The organism is Streptomyces sp. B8-7, from assembly GCF_058833805.1.
On record NZ_JBYRRL010000002.1, the window covers coordinates 411,899 to 433,325 of the forward strand.

16 protein-coding genes are annotated in these 21,427 nt (G+C 75.4%); 9 read left to right on the top strand and 7 right to left on the bottom strand.

Translation table 11 applies throughout. From position 1 onward, the window contains the following. Positions 1-171: 171 nt before the first annotated feature. The gene (locus AC5K6T_RS10550; protein ID WP_493207859.1) at positions 172-1,515 is read left to right on the top strand and encodes a radical SAM protein; all 1,344 of its coding nucleotides are present in this window, start codon (positions 172-174) and stop codon (positions 1,513-1,515) included. Positions 1,516-1,698: 183 nt separating this feature from the next. Then, complete coding sequence (locus tag AC5K6T_RS10555; protein ID WP_493207861.1) at positions 1,699-3,300, top strand: cellulose binding domain-containing protein; 1,602 nt, start codon at positions 1,699-1,701, stop codon at positions 3,298-3,300. Between the two features lie 71 nt (positions 3,301-3,371). Here the strand turns inward: AC5K6T_RS10555 and AC5K6T_RS10560 are convergent, their stop codons facing one another. Then, a complete protein-coding gene (locus tag AC5K6T_RS10560; RefSeq protein WP_493207863.1) occupies positions 3,372-5,543 on the bottom strand; it encodes a SpoIIE family protein phosphatase in 2,172 nt (723 codons plus the stop codon). 529 nt (positions 5,544-6,072) lie between these two features. On the opposite strand from AC5K6T_RS10560, the gene rsgA reads away from it, so the two are divergent. Then, positions 6,073-7,230: a ribosome small subunit-dependent GTPase A gene (gene rsgA, locus AC5K6T_RS10565; RefSeq protein WP_493207864.1), complete on the top strand. Its 1,158-nt coding sequence runs from the start codon at positions 6,073-6,075 to the stop codon at positions 7,228-7,230. A gap of 163 nt (positions 7,231-7,393) precedes the next feature. After that, positions 7,394-8,812, top strand: coding sequence for a bifunctional transcriptional activator/DNA repair enzyme AdaA (locus AC5K6T_RS10570; protein ID WP_493207866.1), 1,419 nt, complete (start codon positions 7,394-7,396; stop codon positions 8,810-8,812). A gap of 102 nt (positions 8,813-8,914) precedes the next feature. On the opposite strand, the gene AC5K6T_RS10575 is transcribed toward AC5K6T_RS10570, so the two are convergent. The 3 genes from AC5K6T_RS10575 to AC5K6T_RS10585 all read right to left on the bottom strand — a co-directional run bounded on the left by AC5K6T_RS10575 (position 8,915) and on the right by AC5K6T_RS10585 (position 11,054). Beyond that, entirely contained in the window at positions 8,915-9,346 is a 432-nt protein-coding gene (locus AC5K6T_RS10575; protein WP_493207868.1) for a PPOX class F420-dependent oxidoreductase, read from the bottom strand. 190 nt (positions 9,347-9,536) lie between these two features. Then, the gene (locus tag AC5K6T_RS10580) at positions 9,537-10,019 is read right to left on the bottom strand and encodes a DUF456 domain-containing protein (RefSeq protein ID WP_493207870.1); all 483 of its coding nucleotides are present in this window, start codon (positions 10,017-10,019) and stop codon (positions 9,537-9,539) included. A 36-nt stretch (positions 10,020-10,055) separates the two neighbouring features. Next, complete coding sequence (locus AC5K6T_RS10585; protein ID WP_493207871.1) at positions 10,056-11,054, bottom strand: helix-turn-helix domain-containing protein; 999 nt, start codon at positions 11,052-11,054, stop codon at positions 10,056-10,058. A gap of 479 nt (positions 11,055-11,533) precedes the next feature. Here AC5K6T_RS10585 and AC5K6T_RS10590 point away from each other — a divergent pair, with 479 nt between their 5' ends. Then, positions 11,534-13,210 carry a protein phosphatase 2C domain-containing protein gene (locus tag AC5K6T_RS10590; RefSeq protein WP_493207873.1) on the top strand — a complete coding sequence of 559 codons (1,677 nt, stop codon included), beginning with the start codon at positions 11,534-11,536 and terminating at the stop codon, positions 13,208-13,210. A 423-nt stretch (positions 13,211-13,633) separates the two neighbouring features. Then, complete coding sequence (locus AC5K6T_RS10595; protein ID WP_493207875.1) at positions 13,634-14,107, top strand: ATP-binding protein; 474 nt, start codon at positions 13,634-13,636, stop codon at positions 14,105-14,107. A 78-nt stretch (positions 14,108-14,185) separates the two neighbouring features. Here AC5K6T_RS10595 and AC5K6T_RS10600 read toward each other — a convergent pair whose 3' ends face one another. Next, a complete protein-coding gene (locus AC5K6T_RS10600; protein ID WP_493207877.1) occupies positions 14,186-15,232 on the bottom strand; it encodes a DUF2637 domain-containing protein in 1,047 nt (348 codons plus the stop codon). Positions 15,233-15,952: 720 nt separating this feature from the next. On the opposite strand from AC5K6T_RS10600, the gene AC5K6T_RS10605 reads away from it, so the two are divergent. Continuing rightward, complete coding sequence (locus AC5K6T_RS10605) at positions 15,953-16,915, top strand: GntR family transcriptional regulator (protein ID WP_493207879.1); 963 nt, start codon at positions 15,953-15,955, stop codon at positions 16,913-16,915. 18 nt (positions 16,916-16,933) lie between these two features. Here the strand turns inward: AC5K6T_RS10605 and AC5K6T_RS10610 are convergent, their stop codons facing one another. Together AC5K6T_RS10610 and AC5K6T_RS10615 are read right to left on the bottom strand one after the other, a co-directional pair. Next, complete coding sequence (locus tag AC5K6T_RS10610; protein ID WP_493207881.1) at positions 16,934-17,707, bottom strand: hypothetical protein; 774 nt, start codon at positions 17,705-17,707, stop codon at positions 16,934-16,936. Between the two features lie 128 nt (positions 17,708-17,835). Beyond that, positions 17,836-19,584 carry a PucR family transcriptional regulator gene (locus tag AC5K6T_RS10615; protein WP_493207883.1) on the bottom strand — a complete coding sequence of 583 codons (1,749 nt, stop codon included), beginning with the start codon at positions 19,582-19,584 and terminating at the stop codon, positions 17,836-17,838. A 367-nt stretch (positions 19,585-19,951) separates the two neighbouring features. Between AC5K6T_RS10615 and AC5K6T_RS10620 the strand changes: the two genes are divergently transcribed. Next, on the top strand, positions 19,952-20,842 hold the full coding sequence (locus AC5K6T_RS10620; protein WP_493207885.1) for an FAD binding domain-containing protein: 891 nt from the start codon (positions 19,952-19,954) through the stop codon (positions 20,840-20,842). Continuing rightward, positions 20,842-21,426 (top strand): (2Fe-2S)-binding protein, encoded by a 585-nt coding sequence (locus AC5K6T_RS10625; protein ID WP_493207886.1) that lies wholly within the window; start codon positions 20,842-20,844, stop codon positions 21,424-21,426. Before AC5K6T_RS10620 ends, AC5K6T_RS10625 begins: the two co-directional genes overlap by 1 nt. Position 21,427 lies beyond the last annotated feature (1 nt).

A 21,427-nucleotide genomic window follows, 5' to 3' on the forward strand; every position in this document is an offset into this window, starting at 1 on the left:
CCGCCCCTTCGCTCCGCCCCTTCGCTCCGCCCCTTCGCTCCGCCCCGCGGGAGCGTCGCCTGCGTCACATCCGCGCCGGTCCGGGCCGCCTTGCCCGGACCCGGCTGCACGGACGTCGGTGAAGGGGCATACCGTGAGGAGTCGCACGACTGAACCGGGAGGAGACACGGCATGGGCAGCCGCACCGCGCTCGTCGAGGATCTGATGGAGCGCTTCCCGCACGTGCCGCGGGAGGCCGTGTTCAAGGAGGACCTGCTCCGCGGAGGTGTGGCCTTCGACGCGTCCGCGCTCAGCGACAACGAGAGCGGCGAGGTGAAGCCGAAGTCGTACTTCATCTTCTCCTTCGACCACGGCACCCTGCCCGAACTGGGCGAGGCCGCGCTGCGACGGCCGCCCGAGGAGATCATCCTCACCGGCGGCCCCTACGACCTGCGCCGCACCGTGGTCTCCGTACGGGTGAACCCCGCCTCGCCGTACCGGGTCGCCGCCGACGAGGAGGGCCTGCTGGGCCTGTACCTCGACGGCAGGCGGATCGCCGACGTCGGTGTGCCGCCCATGCCCGAGTACTACCGGCACACCCTCTCCAACGGGAAGTCGGTCATGGAGGTCGCCCCCACCATCCAGTGGGGCTACCTGATCTACCTGACCGTGTTCCGGGTCTGCCAGTACTTCGGCGCCAAGGAGGAGTGCCAGTACTGCGACATCAACCACAACTGGCGCCAGCACAAGGCCGCCGGCCGGCCCTACACCGGTGTGAAGGACGTGGAGGAGGTGCTGGAGGCACTGGAGATCATCGACCGGTACGACACGGCCCGGGCCTCCACCGCCTACACCCTGACCGGCGGCGCCATCACCAGGACCGTCGGCGGCCGCGACGAGGCCGACTTCTACGGCCGTTACGCCAAGGCCATCGAGGAGCGCTTCCCCGGCCGCTGGATCGGCAAGGTCGTGGCCCAGGCCCTGCCGCGCGACGACGTGCAGCGCTTCAAGGACTACGGCGTGCAGATCTACCACCCCAACTACGAGGTGTGGGACCGCCGTCTGTTCGAGCTGTACTGCCCCGGCAAGGAGCGCTACGTCGGCCGTGACGAATGGCACCGGCGCATCCTGGACTCCGCCGAGGTGTTCGGGGCGCGCAACGTCATCCCCAACTTCGTGGCGGGCGTGGAGATGGCCGAGCCGTTCGGGTTCACCACGGTGGATGAGGCCATCGCGTCGACCACCGAGGGCCTGCGCTTCTTCATGTCGCACGGCATCACGCCCCGCTTCACCACCTGGTGCCCCGAACCCACCACCCCGCTCGGCAAGGCCAACCCGCAGGGCGCGCTGCTGGAGTACCACATCCGCCTGCTGGAGGCCTACCGCGCCACCATGGACGACTTCGGCCTGACCTCCCCGCCCGGCTACGGCCCGCCCGGCCCCGGCCGCGCCGTGTTCTCCGTCAGCTCCTTCATGGACAGCCTCCCCGAACGGGAGACCGCCGAGGAGGCCCCGCAGCAGGCTTCCGCGGTCTGACCCGGCCGGACCCGCACCCCCGGCGGACGGGCCCCGACTCCCGCGGAGTCGGGGCCCGTCCTGTCCGGCCGGTCCGCTTGTCAGCCGCGTCGGCGGCGTGAAAGGGTCGGAACCACCGCGAGGCACCCCACAACTCTCCTGTACCTCGGGCGAGTTGACCTCGCTCGTGGACGCAGGAGAACCATGCCCGACCCGTCGGCCCTCCGGAACGCCGCCGAGGCGGCCCTCTTCACCGAGTACCGGGACACCGTCCTGTGCTACGCCCGCCTGTGCGCCCGCGACCCGGCGTCCGCCGAGGAGCTCACCCGCGAGGCACTCGGCCGCGGCCTGCGCGAGATCCGGGCCCGGCCGCCCGGTCCCGCGTCCCGCCCCTCCCGCCCGGCCCGCCGTGTGCCCCGGCTGCCCGCCCGTCCGCTGCTGCTGACCGCCGTCCGCACGACCGCCGCCGCGTGGGAGGCGGGCGGCCGCGGCCACCGGCTCGACCCCGGGCTGCGGGCCTGGCTGCGCTCCGCACCGGCCGCCCGCCACACCGGACCGCCGTTACTGCGGCCCCTCGCCCTGCGCGCCCTGCGCGACATGCAGGAGGCCGACGCCGACCTGCTGTGGCTGACCGACGTCGAGTGCCTGCCGGCGGCCGTCGTGGCCCGCCGACTGCGCCTGGACCCCGCCGCGCTCGCCGAGGAACTCACCGAGGTGCGAGGCCTGTTCCGCGACCGCTGCCGTCGCGCCCACCTCGACCGGCCCATGGACGGCGAGTGCCGCTCCTACGCCCGGCTCCTCGACGCGGTCCACCGCGGTCCCGCCGCCGAGTCCCCCGCGGGCCTCACCGCCCATCTCGACCGCTGTACCCCGTGTGCCGAGGCCGCGGCCTGTCTGCGCCCGCACGGTGCCGCGCTGCCCGCCGCGCTCGCCGACGGCGTCATCGGCTGGGGCGGAGCCGCCTATCTGGCGCTCCGCCGCCACGCGGCCGAGGCACCGCCCGGACCGGCGCACCCGGACGGCGGCGGGCCCGAAGCGGCCGAGGCCGGCCGGGCGCGCGTCCTGCGGGGCGGCCTCGTCGTCGCAGCCGTCCTGGTGTCGCTGCTGGCGCTGGCCGTGACCCTGGTGCCGCGCCACGGCTCCGGCGGCCGGGACGGCCCGGCGCACGGTGAGGCCGCCGCCCGGCGGCCGGTCGCCGACGCGAGCACCCGACGGGGCGCCCCGATCCCGCCGTCCGGGCGTACGCGCCCCACCGCCCCCTCCACCCCGCAGGCCCCGCACGCGGCGTCCACCGCTCCCACCGCGCCCGGTGGGGCCGCCGCGGCGGCCCGGGACAGGGCCGCCTCACCGGGCGCAGCACCCTCCGCCGGCGTACCGCTGCCGTCGCGGCCCGCCGCGTCGACGACCCGTGCCGCGCCCGCCCCGCCCGCCGTGCGCGTCCCGGGACCGGGGCGCACCACCGGCTCGGCCGCCCCCGCGACCGGCGGGCCGCCGTCCTGCCGGGTCGCCTACCGCCCGGCCGGCGAGTGGCCCGGCGGCTTCCAGGCCACGGTCACCGTCACCACCGGCGGCGCACTCGACGACTGGACGCTGACCTGGGCCTTCCGGGACGGCCAGCGGGTCACCCGGGCCTGGGGCGCACGGCTCACCCAGCACGGCGCCCGGGTCACCGCCCGTGCCCCCGACCACCACCGGGCCGTGCCCGCCCCGGGCACCCTCTCCTTCGGCTTCCTCGGCTCCTGGAGCGGCCGGAACACCCCGCCCCACGGGTTCGCGCTCGACGGGCGGGCGTGCGCGGACCGCTGAGAAGAACCCCCTGACCGCCTCCCGTCCCGCGCGCTGCGCGCGCGGCGACGGCGGCTGCGCCGTCGTGACCGTCAGATGGCGGTGACGACCAACGCGGCCCGGTCGTCGAGGGAGGCATCACCTGCGAACGTGGTGACCGCAGCGGTGACGGACTCGACGAGGGCGGCGGCGGTGGGCGTCGTGATCCGGTCGGCGACGAGCGCGTCGGCCAAGCGGTCCTCGCCGAAGAACTCGCCCTCGGCGGAACGCGCCTCGGTGATGCCGTCGGTGACCAGGACCAGGCTGTCGCCGGGACGCAGGTCGATGTCGCACGGGCAGAAGCCCGGGTCGGGACGGATGCCCAGCAGCAGGCCGGGTTGCGTGAGCTCCTCGACCGTGCCGCCGACCCGGCGCACCAGGGGCGGTACGTGGCCTGCTCGAATCAGGTTGAGCGCGAGGTGGGACGAGGAGCGCCGCAGTTCGCCGTAGACGAGTGAGACGAAGCGGTCCTCTTCGGCGGTGCCTGCCGTCAACGCGTCGTTGATGGCGGCGACCACCGCCACCGGGTCGTGCAGCAGGCGGGCGGCGGCGCGTGCGGTGTGGCGGACCATTCCGGTGGTGGTGGCCGCCAGCGCGCCGCGCCCCGACACATCGCCGATCATGAACGCCCAGCGGTCGCCGGACAGCGCGAAGACGTCGTAGAAGTCGCCGCCGACGTCGAGTCCTTCACCGGCCGGATGGTACGAGGCGGCCAGGGTCGCGCCGGGAATCCTGGGCAACTCGGGAGGCAGCAGGCCTGCCTGCAGATCGTGGGCCAGCCGGACGCGGTCGGTGAACTGGTGGGCGTTGTCGGCACTCGAGGCGGCCCGGCGGGCGAGTTCCTGGGCCAGGGCGATCGTGTGGCCGTCCAGCGTGAGGGAGGTGGCCAGGAGCGTCAGCGTGCCGAAGGTACGGCCCCGGGTGGCCAGCGGCACGCACACGTAACCCGTGACCCCGAGCTGTGCGCAGGGGCTGCCCGTGCGGGCCGTCTCGATGGTGCCGGAGGCCAGTACGCGGGCGACGGCGGCGTCCACGTCGTCGCACAGCGCGGGGGAGGAGAGAAGCCGTTCTCCGTCCCGTGTCGAGGCGGCGACGGCGATGCGGCGGGTCCGGCCGTGCTCGGCCACATGGACGGCACACAGCGGCGCCAGGGCCGGAACGGTCAGCCTGGCCAGGCACTGCAGGCTCTCCGCATAGTGTGTCTCGCCCGTGATCGTGGTGCTTGCTTCCAGCAGGAAGGCCAGATCCTCACGGACGGCCCTCTCCCGCTCCTGGGCGGCGCGCCGCGCTTCCACGGCACGGTGGCGCTCGATGGCCAGCGCGGCTATGCGCGCGAACACCACGCTGAGCGTCACGTCCCTGTCTGCGGGTGCCTTGGGGGTGCGGTGGTACATCGCGAAGGTGCCCAGCAGCCTGCCGTCCGTGTCCTGGATCGGCGTGGACCAGCACGCCGCGACATCGGCCTGCAGCGCCAGGTCTCGGTAGTCCTTCCACAGGGGGTCGGTGGCGATGTCCGTGACGATCACGGGTTCGTTCCGGAAGGCGGCCGTGCCGCACGAGCCGACGCCCTCGCCGATGGGTGTCCCGTCGATCGCCTCGTTGTAGAAGTCGGGCAGGCGCGGGGCGGTGCCGTGCCGCAGGCGCTGTCCGTCGGGATCGACGAGCAGCACCGAGACGATCATGTCCGGGGAGAGCTCCTCGATCGCCGTGGCCATGCCGTCGAGGATCTCGGTGAGAGGGGCGTCACGTGCGATCTGCTCCAGCAGCACGCGCTGCTCCGAGGCCAGGAGACGCGCGTCGTGGTGCGCGGTGGTCTCGACCGCGATCACCACGACCCCGTCGATCCGGCCGGCCTCGTCCCAGCGGGGCTCGTAGGTGAAGTCGAAGAAGCGCTCCCGCTGCCTGCCCGGCTCTCCCAGCATCAGCCGCCCGTCCCGGGCCCGGTAGGCGACGCCGGAGCGGTAGACCTCGTCGAGCCGGGCGAGGACGCCCTGCGGAACCAGTTCCGGAATCACCTCTCCGACCGGCTCGCCGATCCGCCCGCGGTCGCACCCCATGGCCTCGAAGAACGCCGAGTTCGCGACTTCCAGCAGGTGTTTCGGGCCGCTGAGCGCAGCGAAGATCACCGGGGCCTCCCCGAAGAGGTCCGCGTACTCCTCGCTCCGCCGGTCGATGGGGACGGAGCCGGCCATGGCCGGGCTGTGGGGATCGAAGTAGGTAGACATGACAGGCCGCCCTCTCCTGTCTCACCTCTCCACTCTGACACATGCTGCCGCTGCTTCCAGGGCCGCGGCCGGGCCGATCGGACGGCCGGGCGCGTCGTCGGCCGGCAGAGGCCCGGCCGTCCGCATGCGGCCTCGTGCCGAAGGGAGACCGGGGTCGCCACACCGCCCGGCGTGCGTATGAGCGGTGTGCCGAGCCGCACCGGCCGCCGTCCACTCGACCTGCGGTCGCCCTGCGGCACGGCACGACCCGTGCCCCGAGGACGTGCGACCGGGGTGCCGTATGTCGATTGCGTCTCGGGCCCACGTACCTCTAGGGTCGAAGCTGTTCGAGTGGTGGCCCCGCCTGGCCGGGGTGCCGTGACCTGTTCGGGAGGTGTGACCGATGGCTGTCGTTGAGACGGGCGTTGCCCGCATCCGGAAGTTCATTCAGTCCGCTTCCGTGGCCTCCGGCTGACCTCTCCGCTTCTCCCGCGCCAGTGAGCGCGGTGCCGGGGCCACCCTTGTGAAGGGTCACCCCTTGTCTTCCCCTTTGTCTTCCTCTTTCCTTTCGGCTTCTTCCGCTTCGTCGCACCCCCTCGCCGTCTACGGCTGGGACGAGGGCTGGGAGGCCGAGTTCGCTCCCTCGGCCGAGCAGGGGCTCCTGCCCGGCCGCGTCGTCCGGGTCGACCGCGGTCTGTGCGACGTCGTCACCCCGGCCGGTACCGTCCGTGCCGACACCGAGTTCGTCGTCCCGCGTGATCCGATGAAGGTCGTGTGCACGGGTGACTGGGTCGCCGTCGATCCCGAAGGCAGCGACCCGCGGTACGTGCGGACACTGCTGCCGCGCCGTACCGCCTTCGTGCGGTCGACGTCGTCGAAGCGTTCCGAGGGCCAGGTCCTGGCCACCAACATCGACCACGTCGTCATCTGTGTGTCGCTCGCGGTCGAACCCGACCTCGGGCGCATCGAGCGATTCCTGGCACTTGCCATGTCCAGCTCCAACGGTGCGGCACTGCTGCGTCAGCCGGCGGACTCCCGGGAGTCCGGCGCCCGGCCCGTCGTCGTCCTCACCAAGGCCGACCTGGTCCCGGACCCGGTCGCGCTGTCCTACCTCGCGCAGGACGTCGAGACCAGCGCCCCCGGCGTGCCCGTGCTGACGGTCAGCGCTCAGGACGGCACCGGGCTGGACGTCCTCACCGCGCTCGTCGGCGCCGGTACGTCCGTGCTCCTCGGGCAGTCCGGCGCGGGCAAGTCCACCCTCGCCAACGCGCTGCTCGGCAGGGACGTCATGGACGTGCGGGAGGTCCGGGACGTCGACGGCAAGGGACGCCACACCACGACCACCCGCAACCTGATGCCGCTGCCCACGGGCGGCACCCTCATCGACACGCCCGGACTGCGCGGGGTCGGACTGTGGGACGCCGCAGCCGGCGTCGACCAGACGTTCTCCGAGATCGCCTCGCTCGCCGAGCGGTGCCGCTTCCACGACTGCGCACACGAAGCCGAACCGGGCTGCGCGGTGCGCGCCGCCGTGGACGACGGTGAACTGCCCCGGCGCCGGCTCGACAGCTACCGCAAGCTCCAGCGCGAGAACCAGAGGATCGTCGCCAAGACCGACGCCCGGCTGCGCGCCGAGATCCGCAAGGAGTGGAAGCGCCGCGGAGCCGAGGGCCGCGCCGCGATGGAGCTGAAGCGGGGCCGCCGCTGACCCACCGGATACCGTGTCCGCGGGCTCCGCGGTGCAGGCGGAGCCCGCGGTGCAGGCGGTGTCCGCGGTGCAGGCGGAGCCCGCGGTGCAGGCGGTGTCCGCGGTGCAGGCGGTGTCCGATTTCCGCCAGCGGGCCCGGCCGGTCCGGCGGACACTGGAAGGCATGACGGACCAGGACGGCAGGTACGAGGCGGTGCGGAGCCGGGACGCCCGGTTCGACGGGGCGTTCTTCTTCGCCGTCTCCACCACCGGTGTCTACTGCCGGCCCAGCTGCCCGGCGGTGCCGCCCAAGCGCCGCAACGTGAGGTTCTTTCCCACGGCCGCGGCCGCGCAGGGGGCCGGGTTCCGGGCGTGCCGGCGGTGCCGCCCGGACGCCTCGCCCGGCTCGGCCGAGTGGAACACCCGCGCCGACGTCGTCGGCCGGGCCATGCGGCTGATCGGCGACGGCGTCGTCGACCGGGAAGGCGTCCCCGGTCTCGCCGGCCGCCTCGGATACAGCGCCCGCCAGATCCAGCGGCAGCTCACCGCCGAGGTGGGGGCCGGGCCGGTCGCGCTGGCGCGGGCACAGCGGGCGCACACCGCGCGCGTCCTGCTGCAGACGACCGCGCTGCCCGTCACCGAGATCGCCTTCGCCTCGGGGTTCGCCAGCGTGCGCCAGTTCAACGACACCGTCCGGGCCGTGTACGCCACGACACCCAGCGGGCTGCGCGCCGCCGCACCGGACGGCGCGCGCCGCACCCGCCGGGCCCCAAACCCCGCCACCGGGATCCCGCTGCGGCTCGCCCACCGCGGGCCGTACCACGCCGCCGCCGTGTTCGACCTTCTCGCGCGCGAAGCCGTACCGGGTGTGGAGGAGGTCGGCGGCCCGCCCGGCGCGCGCATCTACCGGCGAACCCTGCGGCTGCCCTACGGGACCGGTGTCGCGGCCGTCGAGGAGCGGGCCGCCACGGTGCCCTCCGGTGCGGTCCGACCCGGCGGCTGGCTCGACGCGCGCCTGCACCTCACCGACCCGCGGGACCTGACCACCGCCGTGCAGCGGCTGCGCCGGCTGTTCGACCTCGACGCCGACCCGTACGCCGTCGACGAGCGGCTCGGCACGGACCCGCGGCTGGCCCCGCTGGTCGCCGCCCGGCCCGGACTGCGCTCGCCCGGCGCCGCCGACCCCGAGGAGACCGCGGTGCGCACGCTGGTCGGGCCGGAGCGGGCCGAGCGGCTCGTGCAGGCGTACGGCAAGCGGCTCGACACCCCCTCCGGGGGCCTCACCCATCTGTTCCCGGAACCGGCCGTCCTCGCCGGCGCGGGTCTGCGCGGCGCGGCCGGGGTGCTGGCCGCCGCGCTCGCCGACGGGGCCGTGCGGCTCGACGCGGGCGCCGACCGCGACGACGCCGAGGCGGCGCTGCGGGCGCTGCCCGGCCTGACCCCCGCCGCCGTCGCGGTGATCCGCGTCCGTGCCCTCGGCGACCCCGACGTCGCGCCCGGCGGCGAGGACGTCCCGGACGCCTGGCGCCCCTGGCGCTCCTACGCCGCGGTCCATCTCGACGAGGCCCGCCGCGCGACCGCCCCGCCCCGTCCGGCCCGCTGAGACGCCGGCCGCCCGCGACGCCCCGTGCCCCTGCCGGGCGCCCCGTGCCCCTGCCGGGCGCCCCGTGCCCCGGGGAGCCCGGTGCGGGCCGGAGCGGCCGGGTCACACCTCGTCCAGGCCCCAGCTGTGGATCCGCTTCGGGTGGATGCGGATGACCTCCTCGCTGAAGTACGGGCCCAGCGCGTGCGGGCCGGTGAGGAGCTCCGCGTCACCGCGGATGTCGACACCGCGCACCCGCCAGGGCCGCTCGCTCAGGATGTCGTCGACGACGAGGGCGACCTTCGGGTTGCGCCGCAGGTTGCGCCACTTCTTGGTGTCGCCCATCGCGCGGCCGCCGACCAGGATCGTGCCGTCGTCCTGCGGGAAGAAGCCCACCGGGTTCGCCTGCGGCTGCCCGGACGGGTCCACGGTCGCCAGCCGCCCCAGCCGCTGCGACCTCAGATACGCGCGTTCGGCCTCGCTGAACGCCTTGTCGGGCGACGGGCCGGACGACGGGCCGGACGACTCGCCGGTTGATGCGCTGGAATCGGTCATGGAGGCAGCCAACCACCCCGGCCCGCCCCGCGCATCGGCGGCCGGTCCTACGCCGCCGGTCCTACGCCGCCCCGCCCCACGCCGGCGCCCCGCCCGGCCCGCACCCGCCCGGCCCGCACCCGCCCACGCCGCTCGGCGGCGGCCCGGCCCCGCGCCGTCGGCCCGGCGCCCGGCCGTGGGGCCCGCGCCGTCATCCCCAGATCACCGCACCCAGCCACGCGCCCGCGATCAGCAGACAGGTGAACAGCTCCGCCAGCACGCTGGAGCCGCCGTTGCGCATCGCCTGCCGCAGCGCCGCCCGCGCCTGACCGTGCCGCCCGAGACGCAGCCGTTCGTACAGGTAGATGCCGCCGACGAATCCCAGGATCGCGCCCACCACGGGGACCAGGAAGAAGCCGAGGAACGCGCCCGTTCCCGCGTACACCCCCATCCGGGGCGTGGCGCCGCTCTCGCGCAGTCGCCGCGGCGGCAGCGCCCAGCGCACCACCTGCGACACGAACAGCGCCAGCGTGGCCCCCACCAGCACCCACCACGCCACCGGCTCCGGGTCCTTCAGCGCCCACCACAGCACCGCGGCCCACACCAGCCACGAGCCCGGCACGCCGGGCACCAGGACTCCGCCCAGGCCGAGCAGGATCACCGCGCCGACCAGCAGCAGCTCCCACACGCCCATCTGCCCAGCGTGCCGGAGGACACCGCGAGCCGCAGGTCAGCGAAGCGGACCCGAGCCCTCCCGGGCGACCCAGCCGCGCTCGTGGGCGTGCCAGCCCAGCTGCAGCCGGGTCGTCGCCCCGGCCAGGTCCATCAGGTGCTTCACCCGCCGCTGCACGGTCCGCAGACCCAGGTCGAGCTGCTTGGCGACGCTCACGTCGGTCAGTCCGGCCAGCAGCAGGGAGAGGATCTCCAGATCCGTGGAGTCGGGGCCGTCCGGGGTCTGCTCGGTGACACCCGTCCGGCCGATCCGCAGCGGCAGGGCCTCCCGCCACACCGACTCGAACAGGCCCGACAGCAGCTCCAGCAGGCCGCTGGCGTGCACCACCAGGGCGGACGGTTCGGCGGTGTGCGAGGTCAGCGGCACCAGCGCCAGCGTCCGGTCGACGACCACCAGCTTCGTCGGCACCCGCTCCACCACCCGGACCTGCTCGTCCCGGCCCAGCGCCGCGCTCAGCTCCGCCAGCCCCTCGGGCCGGTCCAGCGCCGCCCGCTCCAGCACGACCCGGTAGTGCACGCCGCGCCCGGCGGCCTGCTCCTCGGCCTTGTTCTCCATGCTGGTGACCGCCACCGGGTTGCCGGTCACCAGGGCGCACACCTCCTCGGCCGCGCCCAGCTGGAGCTGGAGGAAGCGCTGGGCGACCGCGGCCGCTCCGCACACCACCTCCACCAGGTCGTGCACGGCGGGCTCGGCCGCCGCCGCCCGGTACTCCTCCGCCAGCAGCGCCGCCGTCAGCTCGGCCTGCTCCAGCTCGTGCCGACGCTGGGTGAGCAGCGCGCCCAGCGCGACACCCGGCGGGGCGGCCACCCAGCGGCCGGGGCGGGCCGAGGACTGGGCCGCCAGCCCGTGCAGTTCCAGCCGGCGCAGCGCGCGTTCGGTGTCGCGTTCGCCCCGCGCCAGCCGCCGTGCCAGGTCCGGCACCTCGGCCGCGCCCGCGGTCACCAGCGCCCGGTACGCCGCCTCGTGCGTCTCGTCCAGCCCTATCGCCGCCAGCATCAGGCGCCGCCCTCCCGGAACCCTCGACTCCGCGGGTGCCTCCGTGGCGGAAACCGGCCACGGCGCAAACCCGCCTCGGACATCATCCCCGTACGCGTGTCCCCTCTGCCAAGGTGGTGGTCGTCGGCCATCGGGCGGCGCTTCTCGGCCATCCGTGCGACGCCCCCGCCGCACCGGGCCGCGCGGAGCCCGCGCGGCGCGTCCGGCCGGTTCCGCAGGCCGTGGCCCGGGTCCGAGCGCGTTCCGGCGCAGGGGAACCGGACCGGGGCCACCCGGACGTCACCGGGCGGTTCTCCCGTGGGGGGTGGAGCCGCCCGGTGGCCGCCGCCCGGCCGCCCCCTCCGGTGGCCTCGGTCGGCCGCCCCGTCCTCGTACAGGAGTACGGGACCTCGCCGACACGCCGTCAGCCTCGGCCCGGACGGGCGGGATTTTCCCGATGCCCCGTTTCCCACCCGCCCGCGCGGTGGACAATGAGCGGCATGAGCCAGCAGGGGGGAAGATCCACCGGTTCCGCGCCCGAGGACGACTGGTGGCGGCAGTTGTACGACGACGCCACCGAGGACACCGGCCCCACGGCCGCCGCGGACTCCCTGGACGACCGGTTCGCCTCGGCCTCCGGGGTGACGGGGCGGGAGGAGCCGGACGCCGGGCGCGGCCCCGGCCGGGCGCCCGCGGACTCCGGGCCGGACCTCCCCCGCCCCGCCGGGGAACGCCCGCCCGCCGTGCCCCCCGGCCGGGCGGCCCCCGCCCCGCGCACCCCTCCGGAGCCGGAGAAGGAGCCGGAGAAGGAGCCGGAGAAGGAGCCGGGGAGGGCGCCGGAGAGGGGGCCGTGGAAGGAGCCGGCGACCGGGTCGGAGACGGAGCCCGCCGTGGTCCCGGAGCCCGGCTCCGCCCCGCACGCCGCGCCCGCCGCGGAGCCCGTCCCCGCCCCCTCACCCGTGCCGGGGCGGCCCGCCCCCGCCCCGCCGGCTGCCCCGGCCCCGACCGCGCAGCCCGCTCCCGCCCCGCCCCCGGTGCCGGGCCCCGCCCCGCACACCGCGCCCCGCCTCTCTGCGCCGCCCGAGCCCCGGCTCGCACACGTCGGATCGCGGCCGCCCACCTACGAGCCCGAACCGGTCACCCTGCCGCCGGCCGACCCCGACGACCTCGCGGAACTGGTCGCGGACACCGTCCTGGACGGCGCCCGGTGCGGTTCCGGCACGCTGCGCGCGGTGTCCGTGCGCGGGGACTCGGCACGCTACCGGGGCGAGCCGCGGCGCGACGCGCTCCTCGTGGCCCGGTTCGGGGCGGGGGAGGACGCCCTGGTGCTGGTGGCGATGGCCACCGGCGCGCGGGCCACCGCCGGGGCGCACCGGGCGGCCGCCGAGGTCTGCCGGTGGATCGGGCGGGCGGTCGGGCGCAGCCACACCCGGCTCGCCGAGGACATCCGCTCCGCCCGGCGCAGCGAACTGAAGTCGGGGCTGCACCGGCTCACCGACCGCAGCCTGGGCAGGCTGCGGGCCGGCGCCGCCGAGCGGGGGGTGCCCGAGGCGGAGTACACGGCCACGCTGCGCTGCCTGCTGCTGCCGGCCGACCCCGGCTGCCGGACCAGAGTCTTCTTCGGCGTCGGCGCGGGCGGGCTGTTCCGGCTGCGGGACGGCGTGTGGCAGGACATCGAGCCCCGGGTGGGGCAGGTGACCGGGGAGCCCGTCGTCGGCTTCGGCTCGCCTTCCCCCGCACCCCCCGCACCCCCCGCACCCCCCGCACTCTCCACCGGCCCCGGCGCGCCCGCAGCCGGCACCCCGGCCGGGCCCGGCGACCCGACCGGGGCCGCCGCCGGCCTGCTCGCCCGGACGCCGGCCGAGACCTCCGGCGGTGACCGGGGCACCCTCGGCCTCGCCGTCCCGGAACAGCCGGCCCCTGGCGAGCCCGTCCCGCGGCCACCGCACGAACCGTTCCGGTTCCGTGCCTCGGTGGCCCGGCCGGGTGACACGCTCCTGCTCTGCACGGACGGGCTCGCGGAGCCGCTGCGGGGCGAACCGGAGCTGTGCACGCACCTGAGAGAGCGCTGGGCCGGCCGCCGGCCGCCGGGCCTCGCCGCGTTCCTCGCCGACGCCCAGGTCCGGGTCAAGGGGTACGCCGACGACCGTACGGCGGCCGCCGTCTGGGAGGCGTAGCCGCCGGCCGCGACCGCGACGGCCGTACCGTACGTCGGACCGGAAGCCGGACTCCGCGGCGGCCGCCCGCGCCCGCCGGGCCGGCCCGCAGGAGTGCTCGAGGACGCCCTCAGACGCGGGCGAACAGCGCTCGTGGACGGCGTGACCGTTCCCGGCGCGCCGTCCGCCCCGCCGAGGGCCGGTACCGGCACGGCGACCGGCTCCGCCCCGGCCGCGCCGGGAACGGTGCTGGACACAGGCGTAGGACGGATGCCGCAGACGGCCCGGTCCCCGCTGCGCCATGTGCACCGCCCGTGCCGGTACGGGCCGGACGTCCCGGGGCGGGGCCGTTCGGCAGGAGTGCCCGGGTGCGGGCAGGGGCATTGATTCCCGTGAACGTGTTCGAGCAGGAAGGAATCCGGCATCGGCGCGCAGGCGGGGGTCATGAAGAGGCAGGCATCAGGGGGCGGTCCCGCGACGATCGGGACGGCCTCGCACTCGGCCCGGGACCGGGCCTCAGGCGCTCCGCAGCGGGCGCCCCAGCTCAGTCGCAGACTCGGACGCGCGGACCTGCGGGCGGTGCCCGAGGCACGCAGGGAACTGCGGGAACTCTTACACCAGTGGGGGAGGCCGGGACGATCGGAGATTGCGGAGCTGCTGACCAGCGAGCTCGTCACCAACGCACTCGTGCACACCGACCGCGAAGCGGTCCTGACCGCCACCGTCTCCGCGCACGGGCTGCGCGTGGAGGTACGGGACTTCACCGGCAAGCGGCCCAGACTCCGGGTCCCGGACGCCGACGACGGTACGCACGGCCGCGGGCTGTACCTGGTCCAGTCGCTCGCCGACTCCTGGGGCGTGCGCGCCCATGAGGTGGGCAAGTCGGTGTGGTTCGAACTCGACGCGGAGGCCGCGTGACCGGGCGGTCGCCGGAACACGGCGGGGGCACGGCTCCGTCGACCGGACCGTGCCCCCGCCGTGCTGTGCTCCGGACGGTCAGCCGAACTGCTGCTCCAGGTCCTTGAGCTTGCGCTCCAGGGAGTCCAGACGCGGCAGGGCCATCGTGTCGTCCTCGGCGGTGAGGTCGACGGTGACCGGGTCAGTGCTCTTGCGCACGGGCTGCAGGGAGGGCCGTGCGCGCACCGGCAGCTGTTCCGGCGCCGATATGGCAGGCTCCACGGAGGCGCGTTCCGAGGCGCCGCGCTCCACCGCCGGAACCTCGGCCTGCCGTCCGAGGCCCCGACCGGGAAAAGGGCCGCGGTGCCCCCGGCTGATCGCCTTCAGCTGGGCCCGCTCCACACGCTGCTGCTCGCGGCGGCGCAGCCGGGTCTCCTCCTTCTGTCGCTGGTCCTCGCGGACCTCCTCGACGGCCTCGTCGAGGCTGCGCACGCCCTCCAGCAGCATCAGCGACCACGCCTTGTACGTCTCGCGCGGCGCCCGCAGCCAGCGGACGATGCGGATCTGCGGCAGCGGCCTGGGCACCAGGCCCTGCTCGCGCAGCGCGGCCCGGCGGGTCTGCTTCAGCGCCCGGTCGAACAGCACCGCCGCGGACAGGGACATGCCGGCGAAGAAGTGCGGGGCGCCGGCGTGGTCCACGCCGCGCGGGGCGTGGACCCAGTTGAACCAGGCCGCGGCGAAGGCGAAGGTCCACACGAGTATCCGGGAGCCGAGCGCGGCGTCGCCGTGGCTGGCCTCACGCACCGCCAGGACGGAGCAGAACATGGCCGCCCCGTCCAGGCCGAACGGGACCAGGTACTGCCAGCCGCCCGAGAGGCCGAGGTTCTGTTCGCCGAAGCCGACCAGGCCGTGGAAGGACAGCGCGGCGGCCACCGCGGCACAGCAGAACAGCAGCACATAGGAGACCGTGCCGTATATGGCCTCCTTGCGCCTGCGGCGCTCCTCGCTGCGCTCCCACGAGTCCTCCGCGCCAGAGTCCTTCCCCGAGGAGCGCTTGCCGCGCAGCACCGCCACCGCCGCCAGCATGCCCAGGAGCAGTACGGCGCCCGGAAGCAGCCAGTTCAGCGATATGTCGGTCAGTCTCATCTGGGGTCCCTTGCATTGGGATAGGGCGTAACGCCCGCCATAGTGACCCAAACCCTCCGGTCCTCAGGGGGTTTCGGGGCAAGAGGCCGCCAACGAAGCGCACGGGGATGCCCAGGACGGCGTTCTGCTCGAACTGCCGCTTGAGGCGCGGGAGTTGAGTTCGAATAAGACTACCCGTACGGATGGTTCCTCGGAAAGTTCCTGCGCCGGGTGAGGGCGATGTGAAGCAACTGTGACCGAGTGGGCGTCCCGTTCGGGAGGATCCTAGCCCCACGGAGGGCCCGCCCGCTCGCCGAAGGGCCGTCAGGTGACCGCCGGCAGACGGGAGATGCGCTCCGCGTCGCCGGTGCGCGGGCAGGTGACACGCGGTCGGGGTCGGGCAGGCCTCGGTGAGCGGGTGCGGGCGGCCGCGAGGGCCGAGGCGGGGGCGGGCGGGCCTCAGGCCGTCGAGGGGGCCACCGATTCACCGGGGGATGTCGCTGCGGGGATGTCGCTGCGGGGGTTCGCCGCGGGGTTCACCGCGGGGGTTCGCGGCGGGGTCGCCGAGGGGGAGGGGCGCGGACCGTCGGCGGAGCCGCCGCCGACGGGAAGTAAGGCAAGCCTGACCTGATGCGGCATGGCCGGAATTTGACCTGTCCGGTCTTGCGCCTATCGTGCTTGACGGATGAGTGACAACTCGCCGTAATGACCCCAAGCGCCGACAAGACAGGAGGAGGGCCCGTGAACCAGGGCGCGCAGGGCTCCACGACCGGAACGGGCATTCCGGAATCCGGTACGGGCCCCGCCCGGGTGCCACGGCAGTTCCCTCCGGGCGCGGGGGCCCCGGACACCGGCGAGGCGCCCCGGCCGCGCCGGGCGCCTCAGAGCCCCGGGGCGCCCGAGGTCCCCGGGCGCCCCGGAGGCTCCCCGGAGCACGGCAACCCCAGGGCGTACGGGATCCGCGACGTGCCGGAGTCCCGTGAGGGGGGCACCGCCGACGCCGCCGTGCGCGGCGGGCACCCGGCCGTCGAGCCGCCCGCCCCGAATCCCGGTCCGCCCGCGGAGCCCCCGGCGCCGCCCCGGCCGGTGGTGCAGCGCGCGTCCGTGCGCGGGCAGGTCCTCGACGCCCTGCGCACCGCTCTGGCCGGCGGCGACCTCACCCCCGGCAGGGTGTACTCCGCACCCGTGCTGGGCGAGCGGTTCGGCGTCTCCGCCACTCCCGTGCGCGAGGCGATGCAGCAGCTCGCTCAGGAGGGCGCCGTCGAGGTCGTCCCCAACCGGGGCTTCCGTGTCGTCCAGCGCGACGCCCGCGAGCTGGCCGAGCTCGCCGAGGTCCGCTCCCTGCTGGAGGTGCCGGTCCTGCTGCGGCTGGCCGGCTCCGTGCCCGCCGAGCGGTGGGCGCAGCTGCGCCCCCTCGCCGACGCCGCCGTGCGCGCCGCGGCCACCGGCTGCCGGGCCACCTACGCCGAGGCCGACCGCGCCTTCCACCGCGCCCTGCTCCGCCCGGCCGGCAACGAGCAGCTCGTCCGCGTCGTCGACGACCTCCACCGCCGTGCCCAGTGGCCGCTCACCGCCGGGCGCCCCCCGCGCCCGCAGCTGATGGCCGACGCCGTGCAGCACACCGCGCTGCTGGACGCCCTGGCCCAGGGCGACACCGAGCGGGTCCGCCTGCTCGTGGGCGAGCACTTCGGCGCCGTCCGCTGAACACCGGCCCGGTGCGCCTCAGGCGGTGGCCGCGGGCGGCGTCAACTGCGCGGCCAGCCAGGTCGGGACGCCGCCCAGCAGGCGGAACAGACGCCGGGCCTCGGTGCGCAGCCGGGAGGCCTCCGGCTCGCTCTCCGCATCCGCGAGGGACGCGAGCGCCGGGGCGGTGCCCACCAGGTAGCCCAACTCCTCACGCAGCCGCAGGGATTCGGCGAAGCCGTGCCGGGCCTCGGCCGACTCGCCCTCGCGCAGCGCCAGTCCGGCCAGATGCCGCCAGGTGGACGACAGCAGCAGCGGGTCCGCGTGGGTGACGGCCCCCGCGTGCGCCCGGCGGAACGCGGCCCGCGCGGCCTGCGCCGAGCCGCTGACGTTCTGCGCCACCAGGCCCCGCCGGTAGTCCAGCAGGGCGCGCCCCGCGGTGTCCGGCGGGATCAGGGCGGCCGCCCGGCCGAGTGCCGCCCGCGCCTCGTCGGCCCGGTCCCGCACCCCGAGCAGGGTGGCGGCGTACGCCAAGTGCCCGCGTTCACAAGCGGCCGCGCCGCGCTCCTCGTCGCTGTCGGCGAGGGCCTCCGCGGCGCGCAGCGCGTCCTCCGCGTCCTCCCAGCCCTGCTCGGTGTACAGGCAGCGCTCCACCAGCAGCCCGGCCCGCTGCAGCGCGGCCGCCGCGGACACCGGCTGGACCAGCGCGGCCGCGTCGGCCCAGCAGGCCCGCGAGCGCAGCCGCCATACCGCGGTCTGGAGTGGATCGTCACCGGCGGTCGTTCCGTAACCAGACATGGCGGTATACGCCACCTCGCCCTCCCCGAGCACGCCATCGAGCCTTGAGTGGTGGCCGCATCTCAGCACGGATCACCGGGCCCGGCCAAGAGGGTGGGTGAAGGATTTCACAAAGTCGTGGGACGGTGCGCCCCCAGCGGGATTCAGCTCATCCGCAGGGCCAGGAAGAAGTCCAGCTTGTCCTCCAGCCGCGACAGGTCACGGCCCGTCAACTGCTCGATGCGGCCCACCCGGTAGCGCAGCGTGTTGACGTGCAGGTGGAGGCGGGAGGCGCAGCGGGTCCAGGACCCGTCGCAGTCCAGGAACGCCTCCAGGGTCGGGATGAGCTCCGCCCGGTGGCGGCGGTCGTACTCGCGCAGCGGGTCCAGCAGCCGCGCGGTGAAGGCCCGCCGGACGTCGTCGGGCACGAACGGCAGCAGCAGCACGTGCGAGGCGAGCTCCTGGTGGCCGGCCGCGCACACCCGGCCGGGCCGGGCCGCCGCGACCCGCCGCGCGTGCCGGGCCTCCTCCAGCGCCCCGCGCAGCCCCTCCGCCGAGTGCACGGCCGCGCTGACGCCGACGGTGATCCGTCCGTCGCCGTCGAGTCCGGCCGCGAGCGGCTCCCGTACGGCCCGCAGCAGGACGTCGGCGTGGATGCCGGTGCCGGCGCCGTCCGGCTCGTCCGCGACGGCCGGCAGCGGCACCAGCGCGATGGCCTCGTCACCGGAGTGGGCGACGGCGATCCGGTCGGAGGGCTCCGGGCCGGTGCTCAGCGGGTCGACGAGGATCTCCTCCAGCAGCGACTGGGCGACCGGCCCGCCGTCCGGCCCGCCCGCCGCGCGCCCGCCGTCGGCGCCCGCCGCTCCGGCCGTGCCGTCGGTCCGTTCCCACTCCACCCTGGCCACGACCACCTGCCAGTGCGGGGCCGCCCCGGCCCCGGGCAGCAGCACCGGCGCCGCGACCCGGAGCCGGGCCGCGATCTCGGCGGGTGCCGCGCCGGACTGCACCAGCTCCAGCACCTCGTGGGCGAGGCGGCGGCGCACCGTGCGGGCCGCGTCCCGGCGGTCGCGCTCGACCGCGATCAGCTGGGTGACGCCGTGCACCAGGTCCAGCCGCTCCTCGGGCCAGTCGCCGGCGTCCGCCTCGACGGCCAGCAGCCAGTCCGACAGCACGCTCTCCCGGACGTCCCGGGCGGCCTGCGGCACCCGCGTCGCGCTGGCCGCCGCCGGGCGCTGCCCCCAGCTGCGGATCGGGAACGTGCTGTACGTCGTCGCGCCGACCACCGCCCGGTGCGGGCCGCGCCGCCCGGTGCGGGCGGCCGCCAGGTGCTCGCCCGCGAGCCGTGCGCACACCTCGGCAGGCAGGGCCGGCCCGGCGGCCTTGGGGCCCGCGATCAGCCGGCCGGCCGGGGACAGCACCCAGGCCCGCAGGTCGAGGTCGGAGCCGAGCAGGTCCAGCACCACGTCCGGGCCGCCGCCGGCCGGGCCGGAGGTCATCATCCGCCGGTGCCGGTCCACGACCGCGGCCAGGTCGCCGGCGCGCTCCCCGCTGACCTGCCGTACGACGTGCTCGGTGATCGTGGCGAAGGCGACCGACTCGTGCACCGCGAACAGCGGCAGCCGGTGCCGGGCGCACGCCTCGACCAGGTCCTCGGGCACATCCCCCAGCTCGGCCTCGCCGGCCGCCAGGGCCGCCACGCCCGCCTGCGCCAGGATCCGGGCGAAGGGCTCGGAGTCGGCGGCGCCCCGGCGCCAGGCCAGGCCCGTCAGGACCAGTTCGCCGCCGGACAGGTAGCGGCTGGGGTCCTTCAGGTCGGTCGTCATGACGCCGCGCACGGTGCGGTCCAGCTCGTCCTCGCCGCCGAGCAGCCTGAGGCCCAGCGCGTCCGTGTCCAGCAGTGCGCGCAGCCGCATTCTCGTCGCCGCCGTTCCTTGTCTCGAAAACTACGATGATCCTTGACACGTCCGGCCCGTCCGGCGGGTGCGGAGCGCCGCCCGCCGCCGCCGGACGGCCGTTGCGGGCTGTGTCCCAGGTCACGTGGGCCGTGTCTCACGTTTCCACGGGAGAGCAGGGAGGTTACCGATGACCTCCGTTCATACGAATCTACAAGATGCCCGGCTCGACCAGCCAACTCCTTCATGGTTTCGGTGACTGACTCCAGCGGAGTACGGCGCTGTGTACTGACCCCACTGCGCGTCAACACGATGTGAACGAGCCGGGCCCGCCGCACACGGATTGGCTCAATCTGGACGATCCACACGACGAAGAAGAGAGCCGGTCATGGACTTCCTTCGCCCCGCCAGCTGGGAGGAGGCGCTCGCCGCCAAGGCGGAGCACCCCACCGCTGTGCCGATCGCGGGCGGCACCGACGTGATGGTCGAGATCAACTTCGACCACCGCCGGCCCGAGTACCTCCTCGACCTCAACCGCATCGGCGACCTCTACGAGTGGGAGGTCGGCGAGGAGAGCGTGCGGCTCGGCGCCTCCGTGCCCTACACGAAGATCATGGAGAACCTGCGCGCCGAGCTGCCGGGCCTGGCCCTGGCCTCGCACACGGTCGCCTCCCCGCAGATCCGCAACCGCGGCGGGGTCGGCGGCAACCTCGGCACCGCCTCCCCGGCCGGCGACGCCCATCCGGCCCTGCTCGCGGCCGGCGCCGAGGTCGAGGCGGAGTCCGTCCGCGGCACCCGGCTCATCCCCATCGACGCCTTCTACACCGGCGTCAAGCGCAACGCGCTCGCCCCCGACGAGCTGATCCGCGCCGTCCACGTCAGGAAGGCCGACGGACCGCAGCAGTACTCCAAGGTCGGCACCCGCAACGCCATGGTCATCGCCGTGTGCGCGTTCGGCCTGGCCCTGCACCCCGGGACCCGCACGGTCCGCACCGGCATCGGCTCCGCCGCCCCCACCCCGGTCCGGGCGAAGGCGGCCGAGGAGTTCCTCAACGCGGCCCTCGACGAGGGCGGCTTCTGGGACAACGGAAAGATCATCACCCCGTCCGCCGTCAAGCAGTTCGCGGACCTGTGCTCCGCCGCCTGCAACCCGATCGACGACGTCCGCGGCACCGCGAGCTACCGCCGCCACGCGATCGGCGTCATGGCCCGCCGGACGCTGACCTGGACCTGGGAGTCGTACCGCGGCACCCGCCACGCCTGCGAGGGAGCTGCGTAATGCGCGTCAACTTCACCGTCAACGGACGTCCGCAGGAAGCCGACGACGTCTGGGAGGGCGAGAGCCTGCTCTACGTCCTGCGCGAGCGGCTGGGCCTGCCCGGTTCCAAGAACGCCTGCGAGCAGGGCGAGTGCGGCTCCTGCACGGTCCGCCTCGACGGCGTGCCGGTCTGCTCCTGCCTGGTCGCCGCCGGCCAGGCCGAGGGCCGCGAGGTCGTCACCGTCGAGGGCCTGGCGGACTACGCCCGGCAGCGCGCCGAGGGCGGCTGCGCCACCGGCGCCTGCGGCGGCACCTCGCCGGACGAGGCGAAGGGCGGGCAGGCGCGGGGCGCCGGCTCGCAGACCGGCGGGGACGCCGGACTCTCGCCGATCCAGCAGGCGTTCATCGACGCCGGCGCCGTCCAGTGCGGCTTCTGCACCCCCGGGCTGCTCGTCGCCGCCGACGAGATGCTGGAGCACAACCCCGACCCGACCGACGCGGACATCCGCGAGGCGCTGTCGGGCAACCTGTGCCGCTGCACGGGCTACGAGAAGATCATGGACGCGGTCCGTCTGGCCGCCGCCCGCCAGTCCGAGGGGGTCTGAC